The 26550-nt window shown below is 42.7% G+C and carries 23 protein-coding genes; 8 read left to right on the top strand and 15 right to left on the bottom strand.

What is annotated here, in order from left to right; translation table 11 throughout:
- Nucleotides 1-165: 165 nt before the first annotated feature.
- The 4 genes from ACROAE_RS03075 to ACROAE_RS03060 all read right to left on the bottom strand — a co-directional run bounded on the left by ACROAE_RS03075 (nucleotide 166) and on the right by ACROAE_RS03060 (nucleotide 3502).
- The gene (locus tag ACROAE_RS03075; RefSeq protein ID WP_432399449.1) at nucleotides 166-1581 is read right to left on the bottom strand and encodes an AmpG family muropeptide MFS transporter; all 1416 of its coding nucleotides are present in this window, start codon (nucleotides 1579-1581) and stop codon (nucleotides 166-168) included.
- Nucleotides 1582-1681: 100 nt separating this feature from the next.
- Nucleotides 1682-2008 carry a hypothetical protein gene (locus ACROAE_RS03070; RefSeq protein WP_432399448.1) on the bottom strand — a complete coding sequence of 109 codons (327 nt, stop codon included), beginning with the start codon at nucleotides 2006-2008 and terminating at the stop codon, nucleotides 1682-1684.
- Nucleotides 2009-2282: 274 nt separating this feature from the next.
- Complete coding sequence (locus tag ACROAE_RS03065) at nucleotides 2283-2867, bottom strand: peptidylprolyl isomerase (protein ID WP_160054076.1); 585 nt, start codon at nucleotides 2865-2867, stop codon at nucleotides 2283-2285.
- 68 nt (nucleotides 2868-2935) lie between these two features.
- Nucleotides 2936-3502, bottom strand: coding sequence for a YajG family lipoprotein (locus tag ACROAE_RS03060; RefSeq protein ID WP_432399447.1), 567 nt, complete (start codon nucleotides 3500-3502; stop codon nucleotides 2936-2938).
- 260 nt (nucleotides 3503-3762) lie between these two features.
- On the opposite strand from ACROAE_RS03060, the gene ACROAE_RS03055 reads away from it, so the two are divergent.
- Both ACROAE_RS03055 and ACROAE_RS03050 read left to right on the top strand, forming a co-directional pair.
- The gene (locus tag ACROAE_RS03055) at nucleotides 3763-4788 is read left to right on the top strand and encodes a DUF2804 domain-containing protein (protein ID WP_432399446.1); all 1026 of its coding nucleotides are present in this window, start codon (nucleotides 3763-3765) and stop codon (nucleotides 4786-4788) included.
- A gap of 76 nt (nucleotides 4789-4864) precedes the next feature.
- Nucleotides 4865-5719, top strand: a complete 855-nt coding sequence (locus tag ACROAE_RS03050) for a sterol desaturase family protein (protein ID WP_432399445.1) — start codon at nucleotides 4865-4867, stop codon at nucleotides 5717-5719.
- A gap of 38 nt (nucleotides 5720-5757) precedes the next feature.
- Here the strand turns inward: ACROAE_RS03050 and ACROAE_RS03045 are convergent, their stop codons facing one another.
- The 5 genes from ACROAE_RS03045 to ACROAE_RS03025 all read right to left on the bottom strand — a co-directional run bounded on the left by ACROAE_RS03045 (nucleotide 5758) and on the right by ACROAE_RS03025 (nucleotide 12956).
- The gene (locus tag ACROAE_RS03045) at nucleotides 5758-6531 is read right to left on the bottom strand and encodes a class I SAM-dependent methyltransferase (RefSeq protein ID WP_432399444.1); all 774 of its coding nucleotides are present in this window, start codon (nucleotides 6529-6531) and stop codon (nucleotides 5758-5760) included.
- A 148-nt stretch (nucleotides 6532-6679) separates the two neighbouring features.
- Complete coding sequence (locus ACROAE_RS03040) at nucleotides 6680-7966, bottom strand: MFS transporter (RefSeq protein ID WP_432399443.1); 1287 nt, start codon at nucleotides 7964-7966, stop codon at nucleotides 6680-6682.
- A complete protein-coding gene (locus tag ACROAE_RS03035; RefSeq protein WP_160054082.1) occupies nucleotides 7963-8310 on the bottom strand; it encodes a cupin domain-containing protein in 348 nt (115 codons plus the stop codon). The genes ACROAE_RS03040 and ACROAE_RS03035 overlap by 4 nt, the downstream gene beginning before the upstream one ends.
- Before the next feature lie 63 nt (nucleotides 8311-8373).
- Nucleotides 8374-10623, bottom strand: a complete 2250-nt coding sequence (locus ACROAE_RS03030) for a heparinase II/III domain-containing protein (protein WP_432399511.1) — start codon at nucleotides 10621-10623, stop codon at nucleotides 8374-8376.
- Between the two features lie 44 nt (nucleotides 10624-10667).
- Nucleotides 10668-12956 (bottom strand): polysaccharide lyase 6 family protein, encoded by a 2289-nt coding sequence (locus tag ACROAE_RS03025; protein WP_432399442.1) that lies wholly within the window; start codon nucleotides 12954-12956, stop codon nucleotides 10668-10670.
- A gap of 571 nt (nucleotides 12957-13527) precedes the next feature.
- Here ACROAE_RS03025 and ACROAE_RS03020 point away from each other — a divergent pair.
- The gene (locus tag ACROAE_RS03020) at nucleotides 13528-14268 is read left to right on the top strand and encodes a FadR/GntR family transcriptional regulator (RefSeq protein WP_432399441.1); all 741 of its coding nucleotides are present in this window, start codon (nucleotides 13528-13530) and stop codon (nucleotides 14266-14268) included.
- A 439-nt stretch (nucleotides 14269-14707) separates the two neighbouring features.
- Here ACROAE_RS03020 and ACROAE_RS03015 read toward each other — a convergent pair whose 3' ends face one another.
- Nucleotides 14708-15853, bottom strand: a complete 1146-nt coding sequence (locus ACROAE_RS03015) for a methyltransferase (RefSeq protein WP_432399440.1) — start codon at nucleotides 15851-15853, stop codon at nucleotides 14708-14710.
- A gap of 196 nt (nucleotides 15854-16049) precedes the next feature.
- Here ACROAE_RS03015 and ACROAE_RS03010 point away from each other — a divergent pair, with 196 nt between their 5' ends.
- On the top strand, nucleotides 16050-16460 hold the full coding sequence (locus tag ACROAE_RS03010; protein WP_432399510.1) for a hypothetical protein: 411 nt from the start codon (nucleotides 16050-16052) through the stop codon (nucleotides 16458-16460).
- 12 nt (nucleotides 16461-16472) lie between these two features.
- Here ACROAE_RS03010 and ACROAE_RS03005 read toward each other — a convergent pair whose 3' ends face one another.
- On the bottom strand, nucleotides 16473-16649 hold the full coding sequence (locus ACROAE_RS03005) for a hypothetical protein (protein WP_432399439.1): 177 nt from the start codon (nucleotides 16647-16649) through the stop codon (nucleotides 16473-16475).
- 220 nt (nucleotides 16650-16869) lie between these two features.
- Nucleotides 16870-17208, bottom strand: coding sequence for a type II secretion system protein (locus ACROAE_RS03000; RefSeq protein WP_432399438.1), 339 nt, complete (start codon nucleotides 17206-17208; stop codon nucleotides 16870-16872).
- Between the two features lie 144 nt (nucleotides 17209-17352).
- Between ACROAE_RS03000 and ACROAE_RS02995 the strand changes: the two genes are divergently transcribed.
- Entirely contained in the window at nucleotides 17353-19170 is a 1818-nt protein-coding gene (locus tag ACROAE_RS02995) for an ABC transporter transmembrane domain-containing protein (RefSeq protein ID WP_432399437.1), read from the top strand.
- 73 nt (nucleotides 19171-19243) lie between these two features.
- Here ACROAE_RS02995 and ACROAE_RS02990 read toward each other — a convergent pair whose 3' ends face one another.
- A complete protein-coding gene (locus tag ACROAE_RS02990; protein ID WP_432399436.1) occupies nucleotides 19244-20842 on the bottom strand; it encodes an AMP-binding protein in 1599 nt (532 codons plus the stop codon).
- Nucleotides 20843-21305: 463 nt separating this feature from the next.
- Between ACROAE_RS02990 and ACROAE_RS02985 the strand changes: the two genes are divergently transcribed.
- Nucleotides 21306-23873, top strand: coding sequence for a TonB-dependent receptor plug domain-containing protein (locus tag ACROAE_RS02985; protein ID WP_432399435.1), 2568 nt, complete (start codon nucleotides 21306-21308; stop codon nucleotides 23871-23873).
- A 96-nt stretch (nucleotides 23874-23969) separates the two neighbouring features.
- Here ACROAE_RS02985 and ACROAE_RS02980 read toward each other — a convergent pair whose 3' ends face one another.
- On the bottom strand, nucleotides 23970-24491 hold the full coding sequence (locus tag ACROAE_RS02980; RefSeq protein WP_432399434.1) for a thioredoxin family protein: 522 nt from the start codon (nucleotides 24489-24491) through the stop codon (nucleotides 23970-23972).
- 109 nt (nucleotides 24492-24600) lie between these two features.
- Here ACROAE_RS02980 and ACROAE_RS02975 point away from each other — a divergent pair, with 109 nt between their 5' ends.
- Nucleotides 24601-25218 carry a LysE family translocator gene (locus tag ACROAE_RS02975; RefSeq protein WP_432399433.1) on the top strand — a complete coding sequence of 206 codons (618 nt, stop codon included), beginning with the start codon at nucleotides 24601-24603 and terminating at the stop codon, nucleotides 25216-25218.
- Between the two features lie 42 nt (nucleotides 25219-25260).
- On the opposite strand, the gene ACROAE_RS02970 is transcribed toward ACROAE_RS02975, so the two are convergent.
- Nucleotides 25261-25578, bottom strand: a complete 318-nt coding sequence (locus tag ACROAE_RS02970) for a DUF3144 domain-containing protein (protein ID WP_432399432.1) — start codon at nucleotides 25576-25578, stop codon at nucleotides 25261-25263.
- 255 nt (nucleotides 25579-25833) lie between these two features.
- Between ACROAE_RS02970 and ung the strand changes: the two genes are divergently transcribed.
- Nucleotides 25834-26493 carry a uracil-DNA glycosylase gene (ung, locus tag ACROAE_RS02965; RefSeq protein ID WP_432399509.1) on the top strand — a complete coding sequence of 220 codons (660 nt, stop codon included), beginning with the start codon at nucleotides 25834-25836 and terminating at the stop codon, nucleotides 26491-26493.
- The last annotated feature ends 57 nt before the right edge of the window (nucleotides 26494-26550 follow it).

The raw sequence follows: 26550 nt of genomic DNA, 5'->3' as shown, positions 1-26550 counted from the left end.
GGAAACCTTATCGGCTTTTGTGTTTTTAAGGCATGGCCTTGGGGAACCGGTAAAGTTGTGGACGCTTTGCTATCGACTTGTGGCTGTTCTGATATTCAGAGTCACCCGTTGTATCCAAATGAATTGGTTATAGCCCTAGCTTACCCCGAGGCTCCAGATGCTCTGTTAACCTTTATCCGCTGACACATCAATTGTTCCGTCAGGCGATGTCACTGCGGCGGCAGAGACTTGGTTTTGCGAATGATTGACCAAGACCACTAACAGCAGTACCGGAAAGCCTATCAAACTTGCTGCGACAAAGAAGTTGATGTAGCCAAATGCATCGACATACAAGCCTGAAAATCCGGCGATAAACTTTGGGAACAGCAACATAATCGACGACAATAACGCGTATTGTGTCGCGCTGTAGCCACTGCTGGTTAAACTCGACAAATAAGCAATAAATGCTGCGGTAGCAATACCTGCACTGAAGTTATCGACCGAAATCGCAAAGGTTAAAAAGGGGATGTTGTAGCCAATATAAGCCTGCCACGCGAACAATAAATTGGTGATAGCTACTAATAATGCGCCTAAGAATAGAATCTTCATGGTGCCATAACGCATCAACAATACGCCACCAAAGGCTGCACCCACTAAGGTCATGATTAAGCCGTAGACCTTACTGATAAAGGCGATTTCTTCTTTGTTAAAGCCCATATCAACGTAAAACACGTTGGCCATAATACCCATGACGATGTCAGAAATACGATAACAAGAAATCAGCAGTAAGATTAAAACTGCACTCTTGCCATAACGTTTAAAGAAGTCAATAAACGGCAAAACGCTGGCGCTATATAGCCAAGCCATGGCTCCAGCTATTTTCTTTGGGTATTTTGCGGCAAAGTCTGCCCGTAGTTGACGTTCTTTTTCGTCAGCATGCTTGGTATCGACTTGCGGTTCTTGACTAAATAGGGTGGTTAAAATACCCACGCCCATCAACATTGCCATGGCAAAGTATGCCGTTTGCCAGGCTTCTAGATTGTAAGCGTCATCACCAGGGGAAACCCACGCAGCGATAGTTAATGCGCCAGCGGTGGCAATAATCATCGCACTGCGATAACCCACTTGGTAAGCCGCAGCCAGTGCGGCTTGCATTTTTTCGGGTGCCGACTCAATCCTAAACGCGTCGATAACAATATCTTGAGTGGCAGAAGCAAATGCGAGTAATAAAGCACACAAGGCTAAACGTTCAAGGTTAACGACAGGGTCGCTTACCGACATGCCTAAAATGGCACCGACTAAGCACAATTGCGCAAAGAGCATCCAGCCACGTCGCCGCCCCAAAAAACGTGTAAATAATGGCAGTGACATACGGTCGACAAGGGGAGACCATGCCCATTTAAAAGCGTAGGTTAGGGCTATCCAGCTGAAATACCCAATGGCGGCCCGGTCAACACCCGCTTCACGCAGCCAAAAGCTCAACGTTGAAAAGACCAGCATAAGCGGTAAGCCAGCAGAGAACCCCAGCAATAATAAAATGAACACACGTTTGTGGTAGTAAACCGACAAGGCTTCACGTGCTTGAGAGAAGAAAACCGACATAAGACAACTGGATAAAGGAGAATGGCTCTAGCTTATGTTGCAAGGGGTTTAGGTTCAAGCCATTCACGCAGTTTATTGAACGAGTTTGAGTTAAAAATGATTAAGGTCTGATACCAATACAGCTTTGAGGCATATTGCCGCCGATATTAATGTAGTCACAGCAGTCGTGTACTTGTTGGCGAAGATATTGATTTCCTTTAATTGCCCATCCTGACCAATGGTCAAAACAATACAGTAAGTGCCAAAAAACTTTTTCTGTATCACTGGGTAGGTCGGCAGATTGCTTATTTGGAATGCATTGCCATTCTTCTAGTACATCCCACATATACAATTGAATCTCTTTGTAATCGAGTTGATTGTCTAAAAAGGCTTTGCCGTAATAAGCTAATTGTGGCGCTTTTGTTTCGATAAAATCATTAGCTGTCATGAAAAATGTCCTTGGTAATGGATGCATGATGAAACAGCGACGACGTTGATTAAAATTAGAGTATAGACCCAAAATTTGGCCATGATAGAAAATATGACAAAATTAATTTATGTTAAATAATTATATAATTACTATTTAAATTAAGGGGTTGAAAAGTACGGGAATAAAAAGTTGAGCAAAAACAATAAGCGAAAGATGGTGGGTGTTCAGAAAACAATCAAAATGCCGATAACGCGCCTAACTGTTAATGATGATTAAGCGCGCAATGATTGTTTTAGCGTGGCAATAATGTCGCTTTTTTCAGCAATACGGTTTTAACCGGTACATCTGGCCAATTTAATGTGCTGTTGTGCTCGGTTTCAACCAATGAGATGGCTTCAAGCACATCCATCCCTTGGGTCACTTCGCCAAACACCGTGTATCCCCAGCGACGTTTTGATGGGTCTAATTTTTTGTTGTCACCGACATTAAAATAAAACTGTCTTGTGGCCGAGTGTGGGTCATTATCTCGCGCCATAGCAATGGTGCCCATGGCATTAGACAGACCATTACCAGACTCATTAACAATAGGCGCCATTGATGGGCGTTCTTCAAGTTTAGTGGTTAATCCGCCACCTTGTACGACAAACTCTGCAATAACACGGTGAAAAATCGTGTTGTCGTACTCGCCTTTTACCACATAGGTTAAAAAGTTATCGATGGTTAATGGCGCACGGGTACGGTCTAATTCAACCACAATTTTGCCCATGGATGTGTCGAACTCCACTTGTGGGTAAATAGTGTCTTTTTGAATATCAACAGCGGCTATGGCAGATAAACTGGTTACCAGCAACAGGCTAGTGGCGAGCCATTTAAACATAGTGAGAGTCCTTTGGGCGGCATCGGGTTGATGCCGCAGATCGCTAAATAGAGAAAATACCGAGGGGGTTAACGTTGAATAAACTGATGCAGTTCATCATCGTTAAGGATTTCGGTAGTGAGCTTGTCGATTAATTGATTAATATCGAGCTCTAATGTGGCAAAGTCGGGGCTTAATGGGCCTTTAAGATAGCCATTAGCATTGTATGATTTAGTGAATTGTTGCTGAGCATTTTTTGCCAGTACGTTGATCACTAAACGGGTTTTGGATTCAAAGCTGAATGTGGTGTCGGTAACATCAGCCAATAAGTAATTTAATTGGAATTGTACTGAGTTACGTGCAGCAGGGTCGACGACGTAGCCGGCTTTGATCATACCGTTACGGAACAGCTTATCAAGTTGTTGGCGCATAGGCTCTGTGGTGCCAATCAATTGCGGCGTTTTATCGCCTTCAGTAATGCGTAACACAAAGCTCGCTTCACGAGTGTCTATGGTTTCGATTAACACCTGAGTGTCAGATTCGGTTTGCAAGCTAACCGCACCAAGCGTTGGATTAAGACCGATTTGAGTTGGCTCATAACTGGCACAAGCTGTGAGTAATAATGATGACAGTAAAACGGGAATGAGTGACTTCATATGGCAATAATTTTTAACAAAAGGTAGCTAAAGGATACCAGAAATTGTTTACCATTCCAGTGCAATAGCATATTGCTTAAACAATTATGTGCGGCGTAGACGGTTCGGATGCTCTATGGAAGCGATTGTTTGCCTTTCAGTCTAAATGGTGACTTGAAGCTATCATCAATTCAGTTTAGTTTGGTTAAATTCTATTTCGTCGCTTTCTATTGCGTACATTTTATTTCGTTGACTAAATCGTCGCCGAAGCAGGAAAACCAATGCAGCATGTTCAATCACAATTAGCGCCACCCAAATTGATTGCCACTGATGGACAACCAGTCTTTGGTGTTTTTGATGGTATTGTCGATTCACTCAATGTAAAACAGTTTGCCTATTTCAATGAGATGGATAAGCCTGCTTCAGCGTTATCGAAACACTTTGATTTTAAGCAATTTCAATTTGTTAGCATTATTACCCCTCATTATATTATTGCCTTGGCCGTTGCGGATATTCGCTATGTTGCCAATGGTTTTTGTTACCTTTACGACATTAAAGCCAATAAGCTCAGCCAAACGCAGTGGTTAACACCGTTAGGGATCGGCTGCCAACTAAGTGAGTCACCTAAACAGGGACGAGCAGCAATAGGCAGTAAGCGAAAAGGTGTTGCGATTAATATTGTCGAAGGCCAATGGCACGTTGAAATAAATTTGGCGGATATTCAGGCCAATTTACGCATACAACCTGCTCCGCTAAGTTTGCCGATAAGCATATGTACGCCAACTGGTTATAACGGCTGGACCTATACGCAAAAGCATAATGGTTTAACGGTAACCGGGCAATTAACGATTCATCATGAACCACAACCGTTGCAATATGCGCTAGCTGGTTATGACTTTTCTGCTGGATTTATGCGCCGCGAAACCAGTTGGCGCTGGGCATCAATTAATGCGCAAACTGAGGCGGGAATTATCGGGCTTAACCTTGCCGCAGGGGTAAATGAAACTGGTCAAACAGAGAATGTGATGTGGATAAATGGCGAGCGTCACTTATTGGGCGCCGCGCAATTTGATTTTAATCGACATTCGCAACAAGATCTGTGGCATATCACCACCAATGATGGTCAAGTCGATTTGTTTTTTAGGCCGCTTAACCAGCGCAGTGAGAAACTCAATTTAATCTGGTTGAAGAATAACTTTAGGCAATATATCGGCTATTTTAGTGGCGTGATAACTGATAACAACGGTAATCAATACCGTCTACATAATCAGCTAGGGTTAACAGAAGACCATTTTGCTAAATGGTGATAGACCAAATGACATAAAGCGGCCGATATAACACGGTTGTTCAAACGATAAAAATAATAATAAATGGACAGTGAATATGGATATGGATTTATTGATTGCTCACCCTGAGTGGTTATTACTGGTACTGGCACCAATTTTTTTCGGCTGTATTTTGTTGGAATGGTGGTTTGGTGTGCGCGCTAAACGTTTACCTGAAAATGCCCAATATCGCCCTGCAGAAGTGTTGTGCAATTTTGTGTTGGCAGGGATGCATCAAGTCGCCGATATCATTGCAGGCTTATTGATAGCCAAAATCTATTTGCACTTCTTTGGTTGGCGTTTGTTCGATATCGACATGACGCTATTAACATTTGGCTTATTACTGATAGCTCAAGACTTTTGCTATTACTGGTTTCATCGCGCAAGCCACCGCATTCGCTGGATGTGGGCTGCCCATGTGGTACATCATAGCTCTGAAAATATGAATTTTAGTACCGCTTTTAGACAAAGCCTTATGTATCCATTAGCTGGAATGTGGCTATTTTGGTTGCCTTTGGTGGTGATTGGATTCGACCCTAACTGGGTGGTATTTGCGGTATTGCTCAATTTGGGCTTACAGTTTTTTGTTCACACCCAGGCGATTAAATCCTTAGGCCCGTTAGAGTGGATTTTTAACACACCGTCTCACCACCGTGTTCACCACGGACGCAACCCGCAATACATTGATAAAAACTATGCGGGTGTGCTTATTATTTGGGATAAAATGTTTGGCACCTTTGAGCCTGAAATTGAAACCGTGCGATACGGCATTACTAAACCCGTCAACAGTTTTAACCCACTCGTGGTTACGTTTAGTGAGTGGCGCGACATGTGGCGTGATGTGACTAAGCCTCAATTATCGCTAAAACAACGTATAAGAATATTGTTTTTACCGCCTAAAACACATCAATAATTTACGCTCTTGGGTATGTAAAGCAGTACCGTGTCAGCCTATTTTGCTTTGCTAGCCTTAATTGAGTAAATCAGCGGGATAGGGTGATCATTGTGTATGAGTTGATACCCTTTTTTGTCGATAAATTCCAGGCCTTCGATGCAGTCGTAGGGGCTAAAAGGATACTCATTAACCCCTTCAATACGTAGCCCCGCCGAAATGAGTGCGCTAATCACTTCACTTAAAGGATGTGGCCATGTGGCAACCGTTTCGATTTTGTCGTTATGATTTTCAGTGTAGGTTACTTCATCTTCGACATCCGGTTGTGACTGCGCAAAGTATCCATAACCCGACAGCACGTCATTAAACGGATGAAATTCAACTAAATGAAACTCGCCGCCAGGGGTTAATGCGCCAGCAATGGTTTGTGCCCAACGAGTTAAATCGGGTAACCAAGCAAGTACGCCATATGAGGTAAAGACAATGTCATACTGCGTGGTGTTATTGCCACCGAATTGATAGATGTCATTGTTGATGAATGTTACTGGTAAGTGCAACTGGGCTGCCAGCTTTTTTGCTGTTGCAATCGACTCGCTTGATAAGTCTACCCCAGTCACTTTAGCGCCCAATCGTGCCCACGATAAGCTGTCTTGACCAAAATGACATTGTAGGTGTAACAGGCTTTTGCCTTGTACATTGCCAACTTGTTCTAGTTCAATGGGATTTAATGATGACTTGCCATCGATAAACGCCTGTAGGTCGTAAAATGATGAGTCTAGATGAATATTGGTACGCTGATCCCATGCGTGCTTATTGATTGCTAAGTAGTCCATTTTTGTGTGTTCTTATTCGCCTTATTCACAATAGCTAATCATATTACTGGTTTGCCTGTCAGTATGCTAATCGATGGATGGTATTTGTTTATATAAAAAAGGCTTACTAACACCGGGTTAGCAAGCCTTTTTACTGATCATGAAGATATTATGATTTGGGTTTAACGGGTTGTATTTTTCCGCCTAACCATAACGATATTAACGCCAATGGTACCAGTGCCGCGCCTAAGATAAAGAAGGCTGTATAGTCGCCTCCTTGAGTCATCATTGGCACCAATTGAATGGTGATGATGACACTTAACACCGCCGACGTACCGCTAATGCCAGCTAATGTTCCCACGGTTTTACCTGAAAAATAATCGCTAGGTAAGGTTTGCACATTACCAATCGCGGTTTGAAAACCAAACAAAATAACCGCAATCAACCCCATCGCCAACCAAGGTGTGGCCGCTTGTGAGGTTAATAACAGGGCCGGAAGCATCACAACACAACCTAGTACAATCGCGCTGCGACGCGCTTTATTCACGGTCCAGCCACGGCTTAATAAATGGCCGCTTAACCAGCCACCAAACAATGCGCCAATAGCTGCACCGACATAGGGCAACCAGGCAAATGCACCAATTTCTTTAACATCAAATCCAAATTTTTCATTTAAGTACAGTGGCAACCAGGCAACAAAAAGCCACCAAATAGGGTCAATAAAAAAGCGAGCTGAAATAACCCCCCATGCTTCACGATGGCTTAATAACTGGCTCATTGTAGGCACGTATTCTTTCGCTTGTTTCTCTTCACTTGAGCATTGTTGCCCGGTAAGAATGTATTGGCGTTCAGTTTCGGTGATCCATGGGTGAGCATCAGGCGCTGACTTGTAGATAATCATCCATGGGATGATCCAGATAAGCCCTAAAGAACCAATCACAATAAACGTCGCTTGCCAGCCTAAAAAGGCATATAAAAAGGCAATGAGTGGCGGTGCAATAATAGAGCCCAAAGAGGCCCCAGAGTTAAAAATACCTTGAGCTAAGGCGCGCTCTTTAATTGGAAACCATTCTGCGTTGGCTTTAGTGGCACCCGGCCAGTTACCGGCTTCACCCAGACCTAAAATGGCTCTGAATATGGCAAATGACATGGCAGTAGCTGCAATAGCATGTAACGCAATGGAGACCGACCACACGACGATGGACAATAAAAAGCCTAAACGTGTGCCAATAGCATCAAAAATCTTACCAAACAAAGACTGACCGATAGCATAAGAGATCATAAACACCGTAATAATGTTGGCATAATCGCTTTTATCTAAACCTAAGTCTTCGGCAATACCAGGCCACATAATCGCAAGCGCGGAGCGGTCGATATAGTTAATCACGGTGGCTAGGGCGACTAAACTCACCACTAGCCAACGTAGATGCTTTAGCTTGAATGGACTGTTTTTCATGCTAAGTCCTCAACAAAGTCTTCACGTGGCGGGCTAAAGGTATCGATTAAAATACCGCCAGTTGGACACACCGCGCCGTGATCTACATGAGGCGGAACAAAAAAGCTGTCACCGGCATGGAGTATTTGAATCACGCCGTCGACATTGACATGAAACTCGCCTTCTACAACATATGAGACTTGCGAATGACGGTGGGCATGTACGTAGCCTTCTGCACCTTTATCAAACCAAATTTTAACTGCCATCAACTCATGGTTATAACCCAGCATTTGACGCTTTAATCCACCGCCAATATCTTGTATTTCTGTTTTATCGCCAAAGCCAAAATGTTGATTCTGTTTCATAGTCGATGCTCCTAAATTTTTGTTATTGATTTGCTAATTATTCGTTTGCTAGTTATTGGTTTGCTAATTGAGTTTGTTCATTTCGATTAATTGGGTTCGCCCTGTAAAAGGGTATGCCACACCATTGATGTTTATGACACTGTGCGTTTTCGAGGTAATTGCCTGCTCAGTTTGATTGATGGCAAGTAAGTATTGCTGGCCATCGGTAAAGCTAATTTGCACCGCTTCTAGCTCTGCTTGCTGGTAATGAATGAGCTTGGCGACCTTGCTGGTGGCATCAAGGGTGTATTCTTTAGCTGGATTGTATTCACCGTGCGGTTCAATCACGCTGACATAGGTGTGGTTAGTGGCGGTGACTCTGTGAATAAACGCCTGCAGTTGGCGTAAGTTCATGTTTGGGTCATTAGCCCCTAATTGAGTAAACAACATTTGTTCTTGAATGGCACTGTTGGAGTGAGTGTTGACTAACGTGCTGTAGCTGTAAAAACGGCCGTTGTCGTTTAGCCATGTCACTCTTGCCAGTGTATTGTCAGTATTGTCTTGGGCTAAGTTAGCCTTTGCTAACAACCATAAGTGCTGATAGCCGTGTTTTGTGCCTAATGTTGACAGTTGTGTCAGTGATGCTTCACGGCTAAAGCTGGTGTCGATTAACTGCCCTTCATAGTGCACAGGTAGGTCGTACTGATGAGGCTTGTTTGCATTCACTTGCAGGATATCAATTCCGAATACAGCATCACGTTTTTCAATTTGAATTAACGCTTGAGTGCGCTTGAACTTGACGTCTTCATAGGCGCTGTCAATGGATGCCGAAGCAATCGTGAGCCCCGGTAGTGGGTCAAAAAAGTGTAACGTGGGATGAAACTGATTTGCCGTTTTAACTTTGCCATTAAAGTGGCTTGTTTCATCAACCACGAGGGTGTTGTGCGCAATGGTTTGCTTAGCCCAGGAATCGTTTTCGGGTAAATATCCACCGCCAAATTTAGCTTCAATATTTAAAAAGCGTGCCGCGCCATAGTCCGAGATTATTTCATTACCCGCATCATAAAATTGCCAGGTGAGTTTATCAAAATGGCCATGACCTAAACCTTGCTCAGTGGCTTTAAATACTATGGCTTGATCGGTGGCGCGACCCTGGCGCATAACGACTAACGCACCTTTGTCACCTTGTTTACCATCTCGATATAAAGCGGAGATAAATGGGAAGGGTTGCATAAGCCCTTTGTCTAGTGCTTGTGCCACTTTGAGGCCGTCACCGGTAAGTAGGATATTGTGTTGTTGTTTAGCGATATCTAATAGTTGAGGATCGCTGTTTATCCCATAAGCAATCGCGACACCATTCACTAGCTCTATAGTATCGATAGCTTTGCTTTTTATGGCGTCGTTAAGTGGAAACAACAGTGTGTTGTAACTGAGCGCGACCGAAGTATTGATGGCTTTGAGTAAGATGCCATCTCGGTATTGAAAAATCTTTCGTTGCGGCTCATTTTGCTCAATGGCTTTAGCAAAAGTAACAAACGGCATTAAGGCATAACGTTGATAATAAGGACCTTCGTTGTAATAACCGTCTGGTGAAAATAACTCGTCGAGTTGGCGCATAAAGCCGCCTTTTTTCGATAAGGTTAAATCATACAATGCTCGCTCAACCCATAATGGTTTGCCCAAAACATAGCCGCTCATGCCCACCGCCGCAGTGGCCCATGTTCCGTGGTTATGTACTTTGTTAAACGTGCGTGGCGACTGCTCAGACAAAAACAATACTGCAGGCGTAATTGCGCCTGTTTCAATACGTTCACGTTCAGATGGTGTTAACGAGTCATAAATAAAATCATAGGCTTGGACTGTGTGCATTAACCAAACAGCTTCGTTTAGCCCTTGCCAAAACAATTTACCTTCGTTGCTGCTTTTACGTTTTGGGTGCAATGGAAGCTCAGGATAAAGTTTGGCATATTGCAACAGCATGTCTTTTACGTATGTCGCGTATTTTTTTTCACCGGTGAGTTGGTAAATGATGCCAGTGTCGTACATTTGCTGATAATTACTTTTGTGTTTTTCGTGGGTATAACCGCCGCCAGCATCAACAGGTACAGGGACCTCAATAGGTTGAGTGAGCCCAAGATCCACTTCAGTTCGCTTGGCATAAAATGCATCTTGAAACGCGCCAGGCTGAGTAATCGCTTGCTGCATGGCGGCTACGTCTTGCTGATTAATCACAAGGTTTGGATGGTTAGCTGCAAATACCGGCATAGCTGCGCTAAACGAGGTAAATGTTATAAATGTCAGGCTGGCGAATAGGGCAATACTGTACTTACGCATGCTTTGGATTAACTGACTTTTGCCATTGTCTTGCTTGATGTTATTCATCGTGTTTGCACTTTGTTATTGTTGATATTGGCAGTGTGTTTTCCTTGAGTGACAAACTCTGTCACCTGTGGCGCTGGGGTATTAATGAGCTGATTATTAGCGATGGTTGTTTGCGGTTCCCCTACTGTATGGAAAACGCTAATGGAGGCACTGTCGGTAAATGTGTTGTGTGCTATTAGGCTTACCTGAACGCCATGCAGATTCAATATTGACTCAGTTTGATTTTGTTGGCCTTTACCCACATGAGTGAACTGATTGTGGCTAACTAATACATGCGGGCCAAAGGTGCTTTCATCGGTGCCGCCGCGATAAACCGTAGCAACAATACCGCCAATATCGTCAAACTGATTGTGCGTTAGGTTAAGGTATTCGGCGTTATAGATACCGATGTCGTCGGTTTCTTTATTCAGGCGAAAAACATCACCACTAATGAGATGGAACTGGCTGTTATTCACATTAATCGTATCGGCAAAAGCACGGCTGCCTGAGTCGAAAAAATGAAAGGCATTACTGTTATTGAGTTGCTCAACAATGCTATTGCTCATGTCAAAACGGTAGTTGGTCAACATGCCCCATTTTAGCGTTCTGATAACACTGTTGCCTGGCGCATCTGGGCTGAGTTGGCCGTTAATGACAAGCCCTTCGAGTTGTAAGTTACCGTTGTTTTGAATTTCAAATAGACTTGGGCGTTCAAAACTAACAATGGCTTTATGCGTGTTTGCGGCTTTAAACGTTAAGGTTTTATTGATAGCAAGCAGGGTATCGATGTTGTATTGGCCATCGCTGAGTAATAATGTGTCACCCGATAATGCTGCTGCCACGGCATTGCCTAACTCTCCATCGGCATTGCTGACCTTAATAACCTTGCCTGATTGAAACTCAACAGTGGGTTCAGATTTAGGATACCAAGTAGGACCCGTTTGCTGTTTAGTTGTGGGGATTAACGTACTACTGACGCCATACTGTGCAAGCCTGGTATCACTAGGATATAGCAAACCGTTGGCCGCACGAGTCAAAGTAATATTGTGGGTGCTTATGCCCTTTTTTATGATTGGATTTAAGTCTTTGCTGGCAAAGTTAGTGATGTTGTCGCTAAAGCGCAAACCGCTTATGTCGTCATGCAAACTCAATGGGGATTGTGGGTTGATAAAAAGGTTTTGAGTGAGCGTGCTGTCTTTAGGTGGAGCCGAGCGTTCGCTGTCACTGCCTGCTGCCAGTTCTATGTGGTCTAAGTTAATAAAGCTGTTGTGGTTAATATTGGCATTCACTACCTGGTGATAGCGATTAATTGGCGAGTTTGGCACGCCATTCATAATGGTAAATCCGCTACCAAATCGCGTACCCGTGAGCCCTTCAAGATAGTTGTTGGTGACGGTTTGATCGCGGTTAATAATGCGGATCCCACCAGTGTGATCAATACCGTTACCGAAGAAAATATTACTGTCGATAATATTACCGTTGCCATGCCTTAGGGTTAATGTGCCTCTAGAACTATTAAATACGTTATTTTGAATTCGGTTTTTACCTGATTTGATCGAGATAATCTCGACTTCACCGTCACAGCGATCAAAGTAGTTATTTTCGACCACGGTAAATGAATTGGTCAGTGAGTGATGGCTAGTGCCAATTCTAATGGTTTCACCGCCATTAGAGCCCAAAATAGGTCGTGGGCCAAAATAGTTGTGATCGATTCGATGATGATTTTGTTGATTTTGCTCACCTTCAAGGCGAACTGCTAATGTGACTCCTGCATTACGTTTACCAACAAAATGACTATGATCGAGGCGATTGTGCTGGCCGTACATGCCAATCCAATTATCTGACATTTGACGGTCTGGGTTGTTGTAATTGTCGATAACGACTTCGGTGATACGCGAATGATTGGCAAGCTCGGTATCGCTCTTCTTAAAGGCAATGACTTCATTAGTTTGAGTGAAGCCATCTTTAAATACTAGGCCCGAAACCTGCAGATATTCGCCAGCCAGTTGAAGGTTAGATTGGCCAGACAAGATAACGCTGCCTTTGGTTTGGGCAGTTAATGTCACAGGGTGTTTAGCAGTGCCTTTAGCGGTAAATACGATTTCAAAGTCTTGCCAGGTGCCATTTTGTAAAATAATGCTATCGCCTGGTTGCAGCTGCTTTAATACTTGCTGATATTGCGCTTGCGATGTCACCAAGTGTTCTTGTGCATTCACCTGAGCCGTCAAGGGTATAAGCAGTGATAACAACAATAGTTGTCTTAGTAACCCATACGTAAATGGTGTGTGGGAGTTGAATGGGTTCATGTTGTCTCTCTAGTCGAGCCTAATTAATTTTCTACCAATGAATCTATGTAAATAGGTAGAGCTGATAACCTTCACTATGAAAAACACGTTTAGCGTTTGATTGTCACAATTTGTCATTGTGTTAGCGTGTCTGCATCAAAGGGGGTTTAAGGAATGATTTAAGGCTTAAAGGTGATGAAATGAGGTACACAACATGATTGCATTAGGTTGTTTGTTCGCTTCGAGTCTGTTTGCAATACTATTTATTTTGTTAAGTTTCACGTTAATCTCCCCAGATTTGTGCATTCGTTCTGTCAGCGGAACATGCCGCTATTAAGGCATGTTGAACATAACTTTGCGCCTGAATAGAAACTAACCAACAATTAACATCGTGTCAACCAATTTGCTTTACCAATTTATGTGTTTTTATTGCTAATTGTTATTACCAATGCTTTTAAAGCCCGGACAATGTGCTATTATTTTTATTATGTGAGTGGCATGTCATGTTATTAGTTGTTTGCTGTCACGGTTTTAACCGATAATATGTCAGTATTAAACCACTAAATTGGTTTTACTTTTCGAAGGAAGGTATATGAAAAACCGTCGTTTATTTTGGCGAATAGTCGATACGATTGAAGCCTCCATCGCCTGTGGCGAGTATCCGGTAGGCAGTCGTTTACCCCCAGAGCGAGAGCTTGCAGAGAAGTTTGAAGTCAGCAGGCCGACCATTCGTGAAGCGATTATTGCGTTAGAAGTACGTGAAAAAGTGGAAGTGAAAACCGGCTCTGGTGTTTATGTTGTCAATAATCAAAAGCAAAGCGTTAGTGTAAACAGTGTAAACGCTTTTGAGTTGACTCAAGCTCGTGCGCTTGTAGAAGGTGAAATCGCCGCATTAGCCGCTAAGACCATCACAGCAGAAGAGCTTGAAAAGCTCCACGGTACCTTAGTGATGATGAAAGACATGCAAAATGTCGAAGAAGCAGATGAACTGTTTCATCAAATTATTGCGTACTCCACTCGCAATGGTGCGCTAATTAATTTGTTTGAAAATATGTGGTCATTGCGTTCATCAAGTAACGAAATCATTGAAGATTATAATATTGTCTGCAGTACCGATAATAATAAAACCTTGGCCGAGCATACGGCGATTTATGAAGCGTTATCTGCCCATGATGCTGCTGAAGCACGACTCGCAATGCATAAGCATTTTAATAGATTAATCAATGTTTTATTTGATAAATTAGAACAGCAAGCTTTAGAAGAAGTGCGCCGTAAAAATAGTGCGAACCGGGATTTATACTCGATTGAGAATTTAGTTAAAATCAAAGGCTAAATGGCTTTACAATATTACATTGATGATCAAACGCGCTAGCATTTTTGTTAGCGCGTTTTTTTATGTTCCATCATAAAAAAAGACCCCAAAGATAACTAAGGGGCCGACTAGTGGTATGAGACAGAGGAGCTCAACCTTAAAATAAGCGACATCCATGTCGAGTGTTGTCATATGTTGAAGGGGTAAACCTAAACGTAAACCTGAATTTGGGCCACTATCGACTACAAAATTTGGTTTAAGCTAAGTTGGTAATACGATTTTAGTCTTTGGTTATGATTTGTGTCAACCAATCTAATTTATTGGTAAGTCCAATTGGGTGGGTGGTCACAATTATAATTGGGGGTGTAAAAGGACGTTATGCAGTAATGAAAATGAATTGTTGGCGGTAAATCATCCGATACCCAAGCGCTCGTGCCTAGGTATCGGTTATCTTGTCGGATTATTTTTTAGCTTGTAATATGACGAATTTCCCGTTGGCGGCAATTGTTGTGCAGTTATTAAAAATACGTTTTATTTTAACGTGGTAGGCTAAGTGCCGGTTGCCGACAACATGTAAAATACCGCCTGTTTTTAAGCGCTTGTACGCATCAACAAACATTTGCCATGCAATATGATCGGTAATGGCTTCACCCTGATGAAAAGGGGGATTACACAGTACCAAATCTGGGCTGATCTCATCGGGTAAATTAGTTAAGCAATCATCCCAATAAAAATGTCCGTGTGGCGCGTTATCAGAAGACTCTAATGCATTGTGCTGCCAATTATGCTTTGCCGATGCGATGGCCATATCAGAGTCGTCAACAAAGTGAATTTGCGCTTGTGGGTAACATTGTTTTGCATGAAGCCCCAAAATGCCATTACCACACCCTAAATCAACAACATGTGTAAAGTCTCCCTTAGGCATGTTATCGAGCATTATTCTCGCGCCTATATCTAATTTATTTGCTGCAAACACATTTGCTAAGTTGCTGATCGTCAGTCTTAACTCGTTCACCTTCCAATTAACTGGTGCTGCGATAGTACGGGCATTACCATCACTGATACAGCTAATCACTCGGGTGTTTTTCCAGGCTAAGCTGGCACTTGATTGACCTAAGTTTTTGTCAATAAGGCTGAGTAAGGCTGCATTAATCGACTTGGCTTTAGCTGAAATTAATACGGATGTCCCCGCGGAGAGGATGGTTGATAATCGGGCAAGCTGTTGGCCAAAATAATGGAGGTTTTTAGGTAATTTCATTAACACCAGTTGAGTATTGCGCGGCAGAGCCTCACGGCTATTAATGATTTGCAAAGACTCAGGCGTTAAATGATTGTGCTGTAAATTATACTGGCAACCGAGCAAACTGGTTTTTGCATCGGTTTCGAGGGTGATTGGCCACTGATTGTTAACGGTAGTTAACGCACAGGTTAATGCGCCAAAACTGTCATTCAGTATGGCTGTTGGCACTACAGGCTGCTGACTATCGATTAAGTGTTTAATCAAATGTTCATCAGCGGCGTCCCATGCTTGTAAGTTTGAGGCTTGTTGAGTGGGGTAACGATAGAGCTCAAGTTCAATGCCTGCGCAAGCAAATTGGGTGGTCATGGGTGTATTACCTAAATAAAAAATTGTGATGAATTGCCAAGGAGGCGTTTATTGCGATCAATGCGGCTCAATAAACACTTGGTCATTATCTCAGATATCGCCTAGGAGCGCGAGAAATTGCGATGTCGACAAAGATTGCTATTCGCTAAGCGGTTGAGTAAATTGTCATTATCATAAAGTATTTCAAGGGATAATGATGAAAGGTGCTGGTGGAACAAGCGGCGGTATAGGGCAATTTTTTATTGGCTTAGCCATGATGTGTGGCGGTTTTTACATGTTACTCAATGCCATCAAAGTGACCAGTTCATTTGGCTTTGGCAGTCATTTGTATCAATTTGGTGGTTTTGGATTAACGAGTGGCATGGTCATGATCCCATTTATGTTTGGGGTCGGGTTAATGTTTTATAACGGTAAAAACCCTCTGGGTTGGCTGCTTACCTTTGGGTCGTTAGTCGCTCTTATATTTGGCGTGATCAGCGCGATTAACTTTCGGTTTTCGTACATGAGCGCATTCGATTTAATTGTCATTTTAGTATTGAGTATTGGTGGCTTAGGGTTATTTTTGCGTTCATTAAAAAACATTGAAGCCCGTTATCCTGACGCTTAACGATAGTTGCGGTTAGCAACCGCTGGTTTCAACATTAATGATTGGCCGTGCAGTGGTTGATGTCGCTTGCCTATAGCGTAAATAACATTGGGCAACGCCAGCATCTTCTGCAATATTCCCATGCCAATAAATCCAAGCGCCAGAGTAAACACTTGCGCGTTTTTGCCAGTCGTCTGTAGGGATATTCATTAATACATTTATACCCAATCAACTTGAAGATACGTGTTTCAGAGCTTCACCGTGTTTTCAATACTAGGCGCGTTAATGCAGTAATGTAGGCACCTTATAAATTAGCGCAACAACGTAGTGGGAACACGGTGAAACTCCCAAAGGGCAAGTTTTACACGCGTTTATTCAGCGTTATTGATTTTGGAAAGGGAACAACCATTACCCGCAATCAATGCCTTGCCTAAACGCGTGTAAATTCTTGCTGAAATCGAGCATCTTCAGGTTGTTTGGGTATATACCCCGAAGCAGTGCCGTTGGGGTAACCATAAGCTAACACCACGTCTACACCATCAATGTTGAGCGTGGTTGATGCAAGCCTTTCAACTCCCGCGATAGCGGCTTTAGAGTAGGTTAATGTCGCGGCAGATTGCATTGCTGCTTCCATTCCCACCATGGTGGAGACAATGGCTTCTTTACGTAAACTGATGAATTTACTGCTCGCAACGATGGCAAGTATTGCCAAAATGACAATCACAACAACGAGTTCGATTAAGGTGAACCCTTTAGGTTTGTTTAACATGTTTTGCATAGCCTATTTATTATTATTTGTTTTTTGTACCTATGGATTTTGGTTTGCCTAGTTTATTGGGTGTATAAGGCATCTACAATCTCACATTTTGTTGTTACTATCATTTTATCTTAGTTTTATTTGCTGGTTAATACTGTGACGAACTCACCGACAACGCCATCTGATGTTACTGCTACTTCAGACTCGGCCTCAATTGTGACTACACCATACCGCGTCTTGCCCTGGATTTTGCATTTTTTATCTCCTTATAAATTAAAGGTCTTTGCTGCCATCATCTTTTTGTTCATCGGTTCGCTTGCGTGGTTATCACTTGGGCAGGGCGTAAAAATGATGGTTGATGAAGGGTTTATTGCCGACAATGCCGCCAGATTAAATGAGATCATGTTGATTATTGTTGGGATTACCGCAATTAGTGGTACGGCGGTTTTTTGTCGATTTTATTTAATAACATGGCTGGGCGAGCGGGTAAGCGCAGACATCCGCTTGCAGGTTTATCAGCATTTGTTGTCGTTATCGCCAGGCTTTTTTGCTACTCAACGCACCGGTGAAGTCATTTCTCGATTTACTGCTGACAGTACGTTAATTCAAAGTGTGGTGGGGTCGAGCTTATCAATGGCATTGAGATCGGGCGTAACAGTCTTAGGCGGTATTGTTATGATGGGCTTTACCAGTGTAAAGCTGACTTTGCTGGTATTGTTAGCGGTACCTTTAGTGCTGGGACCTGTAAGTTATTTTGGCCGTAAAGTGAGAGTGTTGTCGCGTAAAAGCCAAGACCGTGTCGGTGATTTAGGCGCATATATTGATGAAACCTTGCATGAAATCCATACCGTTCAGGCTTATACCCATGAAGCAAAAGATCGCCAACTATTTTCCGATCGCGTAGAGGCGGTAATGGATGTGGCAAAAGGGCGTATTAAGTATCGTGCTTTATTGATTTCGACTGTGATGTTTTTAAGTATTGGTGCCATTGCATTTGTGACCTGGGTCGGCGCAAAAGATGTGATGAGCGGCAACATTAGTGCCGGAGAGCTATCAGCATTTATGTTTTATGCCGTCATGGTGGCGGGTGCAGTCGCGACAATTAGCGAAGTATTTAGTGAAATTCAACGTGCATCTGGTGCGGCAGAACGCTTAATGGAACTGGTTTATACCCCCGTTGATATTCCGCAACAAGCTGTACCCAATCAATTGAGTTTACCGGTAAAAGGGTTACTGCATTTCAATAATGTGGTGTTCGCATACCCCTCTGACAGCGGCCAAGATGTCATCCGACAATTATCATTAACCATTCAGCCTGGAGAGCGTGTCGCGCTTGTTGGACCCAGTGGTGCAGGTAAAAGTACTCTGTTTGAGTTGATGATGCGTTTTTACCAACCCAAAGCCGGGCAAATCTTATTAGATGATGTTGATATTGCAACCTTGTCTTTAACCGATTTACGTCAGCAGTATGCATTAGTCCCGCAAGAGTCGGTTATTTTTGCAATGAACGTGCTTGAAAATGTGCGTTACGGTCGTTTATCTGCATCTGACGATGAGGTCATGCAGGCGTGTGTTGCCGCTAAAGCAGATGAGTTTATCCGCGAATTTACTGATGGCTACGCAACGTATCTTGGTGAGCGCGGCGTGAGATTATCGGGTGGCCAAAAGCAACGAATTGCCATTGCCAGAGCTATTTTAGCCGACAGACCATTGTTGTTACTTGATGAAGCGACCAGTGCCTTAGATGCGGTGAGTGAAGTTAAAGTGAAGCAAGCCCTTGATTCATTAATGGCAAAACGTACCACTGTGATTATTGCTCACCGATTAGCGACGGTGATTAATGTTGATCGGATTTTTGTGATGGATAAAGGTCAGTTAGTTGCGAGCGGCACCCATAATGAATTGATGACTAGCAATGCGTTATATCGGGAATTTGCCAGTCTGCAATTGCTGATGGACAGCGAACCCGCTTAGTGAGTATGGTTTTTAATAAAAAAGATGCCGAGGCATCTTTTTTATTGTGCAAACAATTAAAGATATTGTGAGCTTATTTACGCAGTTCCCGGCGTAAAATTTTACCTACGGTACTTTTTGGCAGTTGCTCTGTAAATTCAATAATCCGCGGTACCTTGTAGGCCGTTAATTGGCTGCGACAATAGTCATTAATAACTTGTTTCGTCGCTTCTATGTCGGCAGAAGGTTGTTTTAATACAATAACGGCTTTTACGGCTTCGCCAGTACGTTCATCATCGACACCCACAACCGCACACTCAAGCACGAGTTCATTGGTTGAAAGTACGTCTTCAACTTCATTTGGGTAAACATTAAAGCCTGAAACGATAATCATGTCTTTTTTACGATCAACAATGGTGTGGTAACCATCTTCGCTAGCAATGCCAATATCACCGGTTTTAAAGAAACCATCTAGGGTCATGACTTTGGCTGTTTCTTCCGGTTTGTTCCAATAGCCTTGCATCACTTGCGGTCCACGAACGGCTAACTCACCGGCTTGGCCAGTGGCGACTTCATTGTCATCCATATCCAGCACTTTAACCTCGGTGCCCAATACCGGTTTACCAATTGTGCCAAGACGTTGATAGCCTGGTGAGTTCAAACTGACAACCGGTGATGTTTCTGACAGACCATATCCTTCAGAAATCATGCAACCAGTGGTTTGTTGCCATAAATTTGCCGCGGCACTGGTTAAGGCGGTACCGCCTGAAATAGTGATGGTCATTTTACTGAAATCTAAGGCTTTAAATTCTGGTTGATGGCATAAGCCCACAAACAAAGTGTTTAACCCCGCAAACCCGGTAAAAGGGTAGGTTTTCATTGTATTGATTAACCCTGCGATATCGCGTGGGTTAGGGATCAACACCGAGCAACTACCCGATTCAAAATACAACACTAAATTCACCATAAACGCATAAATATGATAAATCGGTAGCGGCGCAACAAATACATCATGACCTTGATTCATAGTGCTTGCGACACGTGATTTTACTTGAGCAGAGTTGGCTAAAAGGTTGCCATGATTGAGCATCGCACCCTTTGATAAACCCGTTGTTCCACCAGTATATTGCAAGGCAATTAAGTCATCATGATTGGGCGTTACTGCTTGATATTGCTGTTTTGCCCCTTCTGCTAGCACGTCTAAAAACGTCATTGTCGCAAACGGCGCTTCTGGTTGCGGCTGTGCCTCAATCAAGTCCATTGCGTGAGTTGATATGACCAACTCAACCGGAGTGTTATTGACCACATTGGTTAATGTGGGTAATAAATCGGATAGCACGACTAAGGCTTTGGCTCCAGAGTCATTAAACTGGTGGGTTAGTTCCCGTTCGGTATACATAGGGTTGGTATTGACTAACACCATACCTGCGCGAATTATGCCATATGCGGCTATAACAAATTGAGTAATATTAGGCAGTTGAAGTGCAACCCTATCGCCTGGTTGTAAATTGGTGCAATGTTGTAGGTAAGCTGCAAAATGGCGTGAATCACGTTCTATTTCACTGAATGTGGTGTCTTTTCCTAAACAGGCATATGCCGTGTTATCAGCAAACTTGTGACAAGATTTCTCAATGAGATCGACGATAGATGTGTATTGCTGTAAATCGAGTGTTGAATCAGCATCATAAGCCATGCTTACCCCCAGTAAATTTTGAGTTGTTATTGTTTTTAAATCAAACGTCCGTTTAGATTATTCCTCTAAGCTACACGGGTCGCGTTTAATTGGCAAAGGTTGTATCAGGATTGCCATTTTTTGTTATCTCCCTTCGAACGCTGTCAAAAAAAGCGTTTATACCTGTGTAAATTTTTGTATACAATCGTGTTTTGTGGTTGTTTTGTCTGCAATGTGCATATTATTGAGAAAAATCATAATGTGATATATGTCACTTAAAATCATATGTTTACTGTTTTAAAAGCCGATTTATTATTTAGATTCTGCTTATTAATCTCAGAAAGTGTTAGCAATTGTGTTTTAGTTGTTATAAAAATGTAGCTGAAATAGGGAGTATTTCGCATTTTAGACAAACTGGTTTTAGGCATGAATCACCTACGACTTAGTTGAAACACAACAATAATAAGCAGTTGGGAAGATAATAATGATGCAATCAAAAAAAACTAAATTTGGCTTCAGCTCGTTAAGCTTGGCCATCTCTTTTGCTCTTGCCGGAACAGTTGTCAGCTCACAAGCTTTCGCTGCAGACGAAGAAGTGGCAAAAAAAGAAAACGTTGAAAAAATTGCTGTCGTGGGTTCTCGCGCAGCACCTCGCTCAATTGGCGACTCGCCTGTCCCTGTTGATATTATTAGCAGTGATGATCTCAAGAAAAATGGTTCAACTGACATGATTGATATGTTGGTAACCTCTGTACCTTCATTTAACTCACGTGCGCAACCCATTAGTGATGCTGCAACGCTTGTTCGTCCTGTTAACCTTCGTGGCCTGCCATCAGACAGCACACTTATTTTAGTTAATGGCAAACGTCGTCACCGTGCTTCAGTTATTGCATTCCAAGGTGGTGGCATTAACGATGGTGCTCAAGGTCCTGATATTTCAGTTATCCCTGGTGTTGCGCTAAAGCAAGTAGAAGTGCTGCGTGATGGCGCAGCCGCTCAGTATGGTTCTGATGCGATTGCCGGTGTGATGAACTTTGTTTTAAAAGATGCCTCTGAAGGTGGTTCAATCACTGTTAGCCAGGGCGAGTATTACGAAGGTGACGGCGCTGCAACGACCATTGACGGTAACATCGGTTTACCTTTAACCGACGATGGTTTTGTTAACATCAGTGCACAATATAAAACTGCTGATGCCACTAGTCGCAGTGTGCAGCGTCCAGATGCTGCTGCAATTGCTGATGCGGGCAACACTTCAATTCTTAATCCAGCGCAAACCTGGGGTAACCCAGAGATCAATGATGATTTTACCGTATTTGTAAACTCTGGTTTTGATATCAATGATAACACTCACTTGTATGCATTTGGTAACGTGTCATCACGTGAAGCAACAGGTGGTTTCTATTATCGTAACCCGCAAGATCGTGATTTAGTTTATTCAAAAGTGAATCCTGATACAGGTGAAAAGGAATTGTTGGTTGGTGCTATAAATGGTGATCAGTCAACTTGTAGTGCTGTACCCGCTAACGTTCCAAACGTGCTAAATACACCTGAATATTTAGCAATGGTTGCCGATCCTAACTGTTTCTCAATGAACCAAATCCGTCCAGGCGGGTATACCCCTCAATTTACCGGTAAAATTGAAGATATGTCTTTCTTTGCGGGGATTAAAGGGACGTCTGGCGAATGGAATTATGATGTCAGTGCTGGCACCGGTAGTAATAAATCCACTTTTGGTTTGAAAAATTCGTTAAACCCATCTTTAGGCTTAGCAACTCCAACTGACTTTGATACCGGCTCTTATGAGCAAGTTGAAACTACGTTCAACGCTGATATGAATCGTTTTGTGACCATTGGAGGCTTAGAAGATATTAGCTTTGCTACCGGTTTTGAATGGCGTGAAGAGTCATTTGAGATTGGTCAAGGTGAAGAGGCATCGTGGATTGCCGGCCCTTATGCAGACCAAGGCTTTAACATCGGTTCGCACGGTTTTAAAGGTTTTGGACCAGAATCGGCAGGTAAGAACAAGCGTAACAACATCGGTGTTTATACCGACGTTGAAGCGTACCTAACAGATGACTTCTTGCTTGGTCTTGCACTACGTTATGAGAACTTCTCTACCTTTGGCGACACATTAAACTACAAGTTAACTGCTCAGTATATTGCCACTGATGAACTGTCTTTCCGTGCGTCGCACAGTACTGGTTTCCGTGCACCAACGGTTGGGCAAGAAAACGTAGTAAATACCCAAACATCAATTGTTAATGGCGAATTAATTCAGACCTTTATTGCACCACCTACAAATCCACTAGCCGCATTTTATGGTGGTAAAACATTAAATCCGGAAGAGTCTGTCAGTTATGCAGCGGGTTTTGTGTATGAATATGAAAATTTATTCTTAACCGTTGATTACTACAATATTGAAGTGACAGGTCGTATTGCACAATCTAGTCAGATTGATGTGGAAGCAAGTGATTACGATGCGTTAAGAGCGGCTGGGGTTGAGTTCCCTGAGCTAATTTCAGCAGTAACCTACTATTCCAATGACTTTGATACCACCACTCAAGGTGTTGATGTTGTAGGTTCATATAGTATGGACTTGTTCTCTGGCGATGCTAAGTTTAGCCTAGCGTATGGCTGGACAGACACCTCAGTTGATAAGTTTGACGAAGCGACAACGGATTTAGGTAAAGTGCGCCGTTTAGAAGATGGTATTCCAGCGCACCGTGCTACGTTAACGTGGGGCCAAAGCTGGGATGATCTCAGTACGTCTGTTCGTGCGAACTACTTTGGTGAGTACTACGCGACACATGCTGATGATACGTCTGATTGGGGGTCTGAAACCGCTGATGCCGCTGTGACAATTGATGTTGAAGTGAGTTATGCAGTTATGGATAACCTGACTGTTTCAGTCGGCGCTAACAACATATTCGACCAGGAAGCGCAAAAGCTTAAAGATGGTACGTTAGGTGCGTTAGGTGCAGTGTACTACGAAAGTGGTCCATTTGATTACAACGGTGGCTACTACTACGGCCGTGTAAACTATCGCTTCTAAGCACTAATAGAACACACTAATAACACTCACAATCGTGAACGTTATGAATAAAAAAGATTGCTTCGGCAGTCTTTTTTATTGGTGTTGAGTGGGCATTTAATGTGCGACTAAAGATAAAACTTTAGCTATATCGTCGATAATTAACACTTTAGGTAGCTCAATACCGTCCGGATAGGCAGCGCCATATATTTTATTAAATGGTGTACCCGCAACACCTTGTTGCCCCATGTATTGCTCGATAACCGCATCAGCTTCTGTCCAGTTACCTTGCATAAGCACAATGTGTGGTTGGTTTAATTGATTAACCACTTGTTCTCGATGTAACACATTTGCTTTGTTTGTTTGGCAGGGGACGCACCAATCAGCAGTAATATCAACAAACACAGTGTTACCTTGAGACACGTACTCTGCGATTTTATCTGGTTCTAGCGGTTGCCAACGCAAAGCCTGGTAAGCTAAATAATCTTCACCTTTATTGACAAATGCAATGACCCCTGCAAAACATATTCCCATAAATACCAACATCATAATCACAAGTGTTGGGATTGCTTTACCATTGATTTTAGCCCAAATGAGCCCCGCCACGGCAGTAAAAATGACTGCCAGTAATATCATCATTAAAATCGTCATAGGGCCTGTTATTTGTTTATGTAAATGTAAAGTAAGGTAACATTAGCAGCGCACGCTTAACTGGTAGTTAAAATAGTGAATAGAAAATAGAGGTGTTATGACGTTTAGTACTTGGCTGGGGTTGTTAGCCATTTGTTGTTTAGGGGCGATGTCGCCAGGACCGAGTTTAGCCATGGTTGTTCGGCACACATTAAGCGGTGGTCGTTTACATGGCGTAGTTTGCGCATGGGCTCATTCGATTGGAATCGGTATTTATGCGTTAGTGACGTTGATGGGATTAGCTGTAGTGCTTAAGGCTTCGCCAATGATTTTTAACGCGATAGCCATAATAGGGGCGCTTTATTTAGCCTGGATAGGCATACAATCATTGCAGTCAAAGGGCGGTATGCAACAAAAGTTAGCGGCTGGAAAACCGAGTAGCTTATGGGAAGCTGCACGCGATGGTTTAGCCATTTCATTGTTCAACCCTAAGATTTTATTATTTTTTTTGGCATTGTTCAGTCAGTTTGTTCTTGCGGCTCAAACATCCGTTGGTCAAGGCTTGATTGTGCTGACTCCGCTAGTCATTGATGGGCTGTGGTATACCATTATCGCGTTTGTATTATCGCATTCTGCCGTATTACCGAAGTTGCGTGAAAAGTCGCAATTGATTGATAGGTTGTCTGGTGTGGTATTAATTTTATTGGCAATTAGAGTGATTTACTCACTTGTTTAACTGACTAAGCCATCGAGTATGATGGCTTAATCATATTAACGTTTAATCTGCTTTAAACATTTTGACTGCATCATCAGCCGGTTGCTGTGCAGGAACTGGTGGGTTAGCAATATGGTCGTCTAGGTTTTCGTTTAACATAGCCTTGAATTCGTTTGAAAACCACTCTAAAGCATTGTCTTTTTCAGCAGCTAAATTAGTAGATTTAATGGCGGCTTCGAAAGCGTTAAAGCGTGCAGAAGCAAATCTCATTGCGGTTCCAACTTTGCCAATATCATTTTCTTGTTGGCTTAATTGATTGGCTAGCGCGATAAATTGATCGGCAATTTGGTACATGGTGAGTTCAGTTTTTTGTTCAGACATCAGATCCACTTTGTCGGTGAGTTAGTTTCAATCGAGTGTAACGATTTCTATATAAAATATCAGGTAAAAAATTGTCTATTGAGATCTTTATCTACGATTTTATTGTTGTTATTCAGCAGTAATGTTTGCCTGAGAACGTTTTTCAGTGCAACTGTTATTCATGATAATGATTGATATTTAGGTGTTGGCTCGTGATTAATAGTTTGTCATGCCATCATATTTTTAGGTACGTATTTTATAAAAGGAAACATCATGATGGCCAGCTGGGAAACATTTTTAGCGCAGCAATCGTCTCAATTATATTATCAGCAACTGCAACAATTTATTGCTAAGCAGCGATCGCAAGGAAAAGTGATATACCCGCCAGACGACGAAGTGTTTACAGCATTTGATTTAACGCCTCTAAATCAGGTTAGAGTAGTGGTATTAGGGCAAGATCCTTATCATGGCCCTAATCAAGCGCATGGGCTGTCTTTTTCAGTTAAAAAGGGGGTTAAGACGCCACCTTCGTTAGCCAATATGTACAAGGAACTGAAAAATGATATTGAGGGCTTTAATATCCCTGTGCATGGTGAGTTGTCTGCGTGGGCTAAGCAGGGCGTATTATTATTAAATACTGTGCTCACTGTAGAGCAAGGTGCTGCTCATTCTCATGCAAAATCAGGATGGGAAATATTTACAGATAATGTATTAATTGAGCTGAACCAACAGAATGCTCCCATAATATTTGTTTTTTGGGGAAACCATGCCATTAAGAAAGGTCGCTTGATTACAGCATCACAACATAAGGTGTTAACCGGCCCACACCCATCGCCCTTGTCTGCTTATCGTGGATTTTTTGGATGTCAGCACTTTTCGAAGATTAATCAAATGTTGGTCGCGCAAGGTGATAAACCAATCGATTGGCAAGTGTAAATGTTGAAAAGCAGGGCGCATTTAGTTAATGATAAATGCGCCATTGTAGAAAACTAT

The organism is Shewanella sp. MF05960 (assembly GCF_050849305.1).
Classification (GTDB): Bacteria; Pseudomonadota; Gammaproteobacteria; order Enterobacterales; family Shewanellaceae; genus Shewanella.
Note: the sequence above shows the minus strand (reverse complement) of the source record. Positions and strands in the feature narration are given on the sequence as shown.

Coding starts and splice junctions, on each gene's coding strand:
- ACROAE_RS03075 (WP_432399449.1), bottom strand. CDS start 1,581: ATGTCGGTTTTCTTCTCTCAAGCACGTGAAGCCTTGTCGGTTTACTAC.
- ACROAE_RS03070 (WP_432399448.1), bottom strand. CDS start 2,008: ATGACAGCTAATGATTTTATCGAAACAAAAGCGCCACAATTAGCTTAT.
- ACROAE_RS03065 (WP_160054076.1), bottom strand. CDS start 2,867: ATGTTTAAATGGCTCGCCACTAGCCTGTTGCTGGTAACCAGTTTATCT.
- ACROAE_RS03060 (WP_432399447.1), bottom strand. CDS start 3,502: ATGAAGTCACTCATTCCCGTTTTACTGTCATCATTATTACTCACAGCT.
- ACROAE_RS03055 (WP_432399446.1), top strand. CDS start 3,763: ATGCAGCATGTTCAATCACAATTAGCGCCACCCAAATTGATTGCCACT.
- ACROAE_RS03050 (WP_432399445.1), top strand. CDS start 4,865: ATGGATATGGATTTATTGATTGCTCACCCTGAGTGGTTATTACTGGTA.
- ACROAE_RS03045 (WP_432399444.1), bottom strand. CDS start 6,531: ATGGACTACTTAGCAATCAATAAGCACGCATGGGATCAGCGTACCAAT.
- ACROAE_RS03040 (WP_432399443.1), bottom strand. CDS start 7,966: ATGAAAAACAGTCCATTCAAGCTAAAGCATCTACGTTGGCTAGTGGTG.
- ACROAE_RS03035 (WP_160054082.1), bottom strand. CDS start 8,310: ATGAAACAGAATCAACATTTTGGCTTTGGCGATAAAACAGAAATACAA.
- ACROAE_RS03030 (WP_432399511.1), bottom strand. CDS start 10,623: ATGCGTAAGTACAGTATTGCCCTATTCGCCAGCCTGACATTTATAACA.
- ACROAE_RS03025 (WP_432399442.1), bottom strand. CDS start 12,956: ATGAACCCATTCAACTCCCACACACCATTTACGTATGGGTTACTAAGA.
- ACROAE_RS03020 (WP_432399441.1), top strand. CDS start 13,528: ATGAAAAACCGTCGTTTATTTTGGCGAATAGTCGATACGATTGAAGCC.
- ACROAE_RS03015 (WP_432399440.1), bottom strand. CDS start 15,853: ATGACCACCCAATTTGCTTGCGCAGGCATTGAACTTGAGCTCTATCGT.
- ACROAE_RS03010 (WP_432399510.1), top strand. CDS start 16,050: ATGAAAGGTGCTGGTGGAACAAGCGGCGGTATAGGGCAATTTTTTATT.
- ACROAE_RS03005 (WP_432399439.1), bottom strand. CDS start 16,649: ATGAATATCCCTACAGACGACTGGCAAAAACGCGCAAGTGTTTACTCT.
- ACROAE_RS03000 (WP_432399438.1), bottom strand. CDS start 17,208: ATGTTAAACAAACCTAAAGGGTTCACCTTAATCGAACTCGTTGTTGTG.
- ACROAE_RS02990 (WP_432399436.1), bottom strand. CDS start 20,842: ATGGCTTATGATGCTGATTCAACACTCGATTTACAGCAATACACATCT.
- ACROAE_RS02985 (WP_432399435.1), top strand. CDS start 21,306: ATGATGCAATCAAAAAAAACTAAATTTGGCTTCAGCTCGTTAAGCTTG.
- ACROAE_RS02980 (WP_432399434.1), bottom strand. CDS start 24,491: ATGATGATATTACTGGCAGTCATTTTTACTGCCGTGGCGGGGCTCATT.
- ACROAE_RS02975 (WP_432399433.1), top strand. CDS start 24,601: ATGACGTTTAGTACTTGGCTGGGGTTGTTAGCCATTTGTTGTTTAGGG.
- ACROAE_RS02970 (WP_432399432.1), bottom strand. CDS start 25,578: ATGTCTGAACAAAAAACTGAACTCACCATGTACCAAATTGCCGATCAA.
- ung (WP_432399509.1), top strand. CDS start 25,834: ATGGCCAGCTGGGAAACATTTTTAGCGCAGCAATCGTCTCAATTATAT.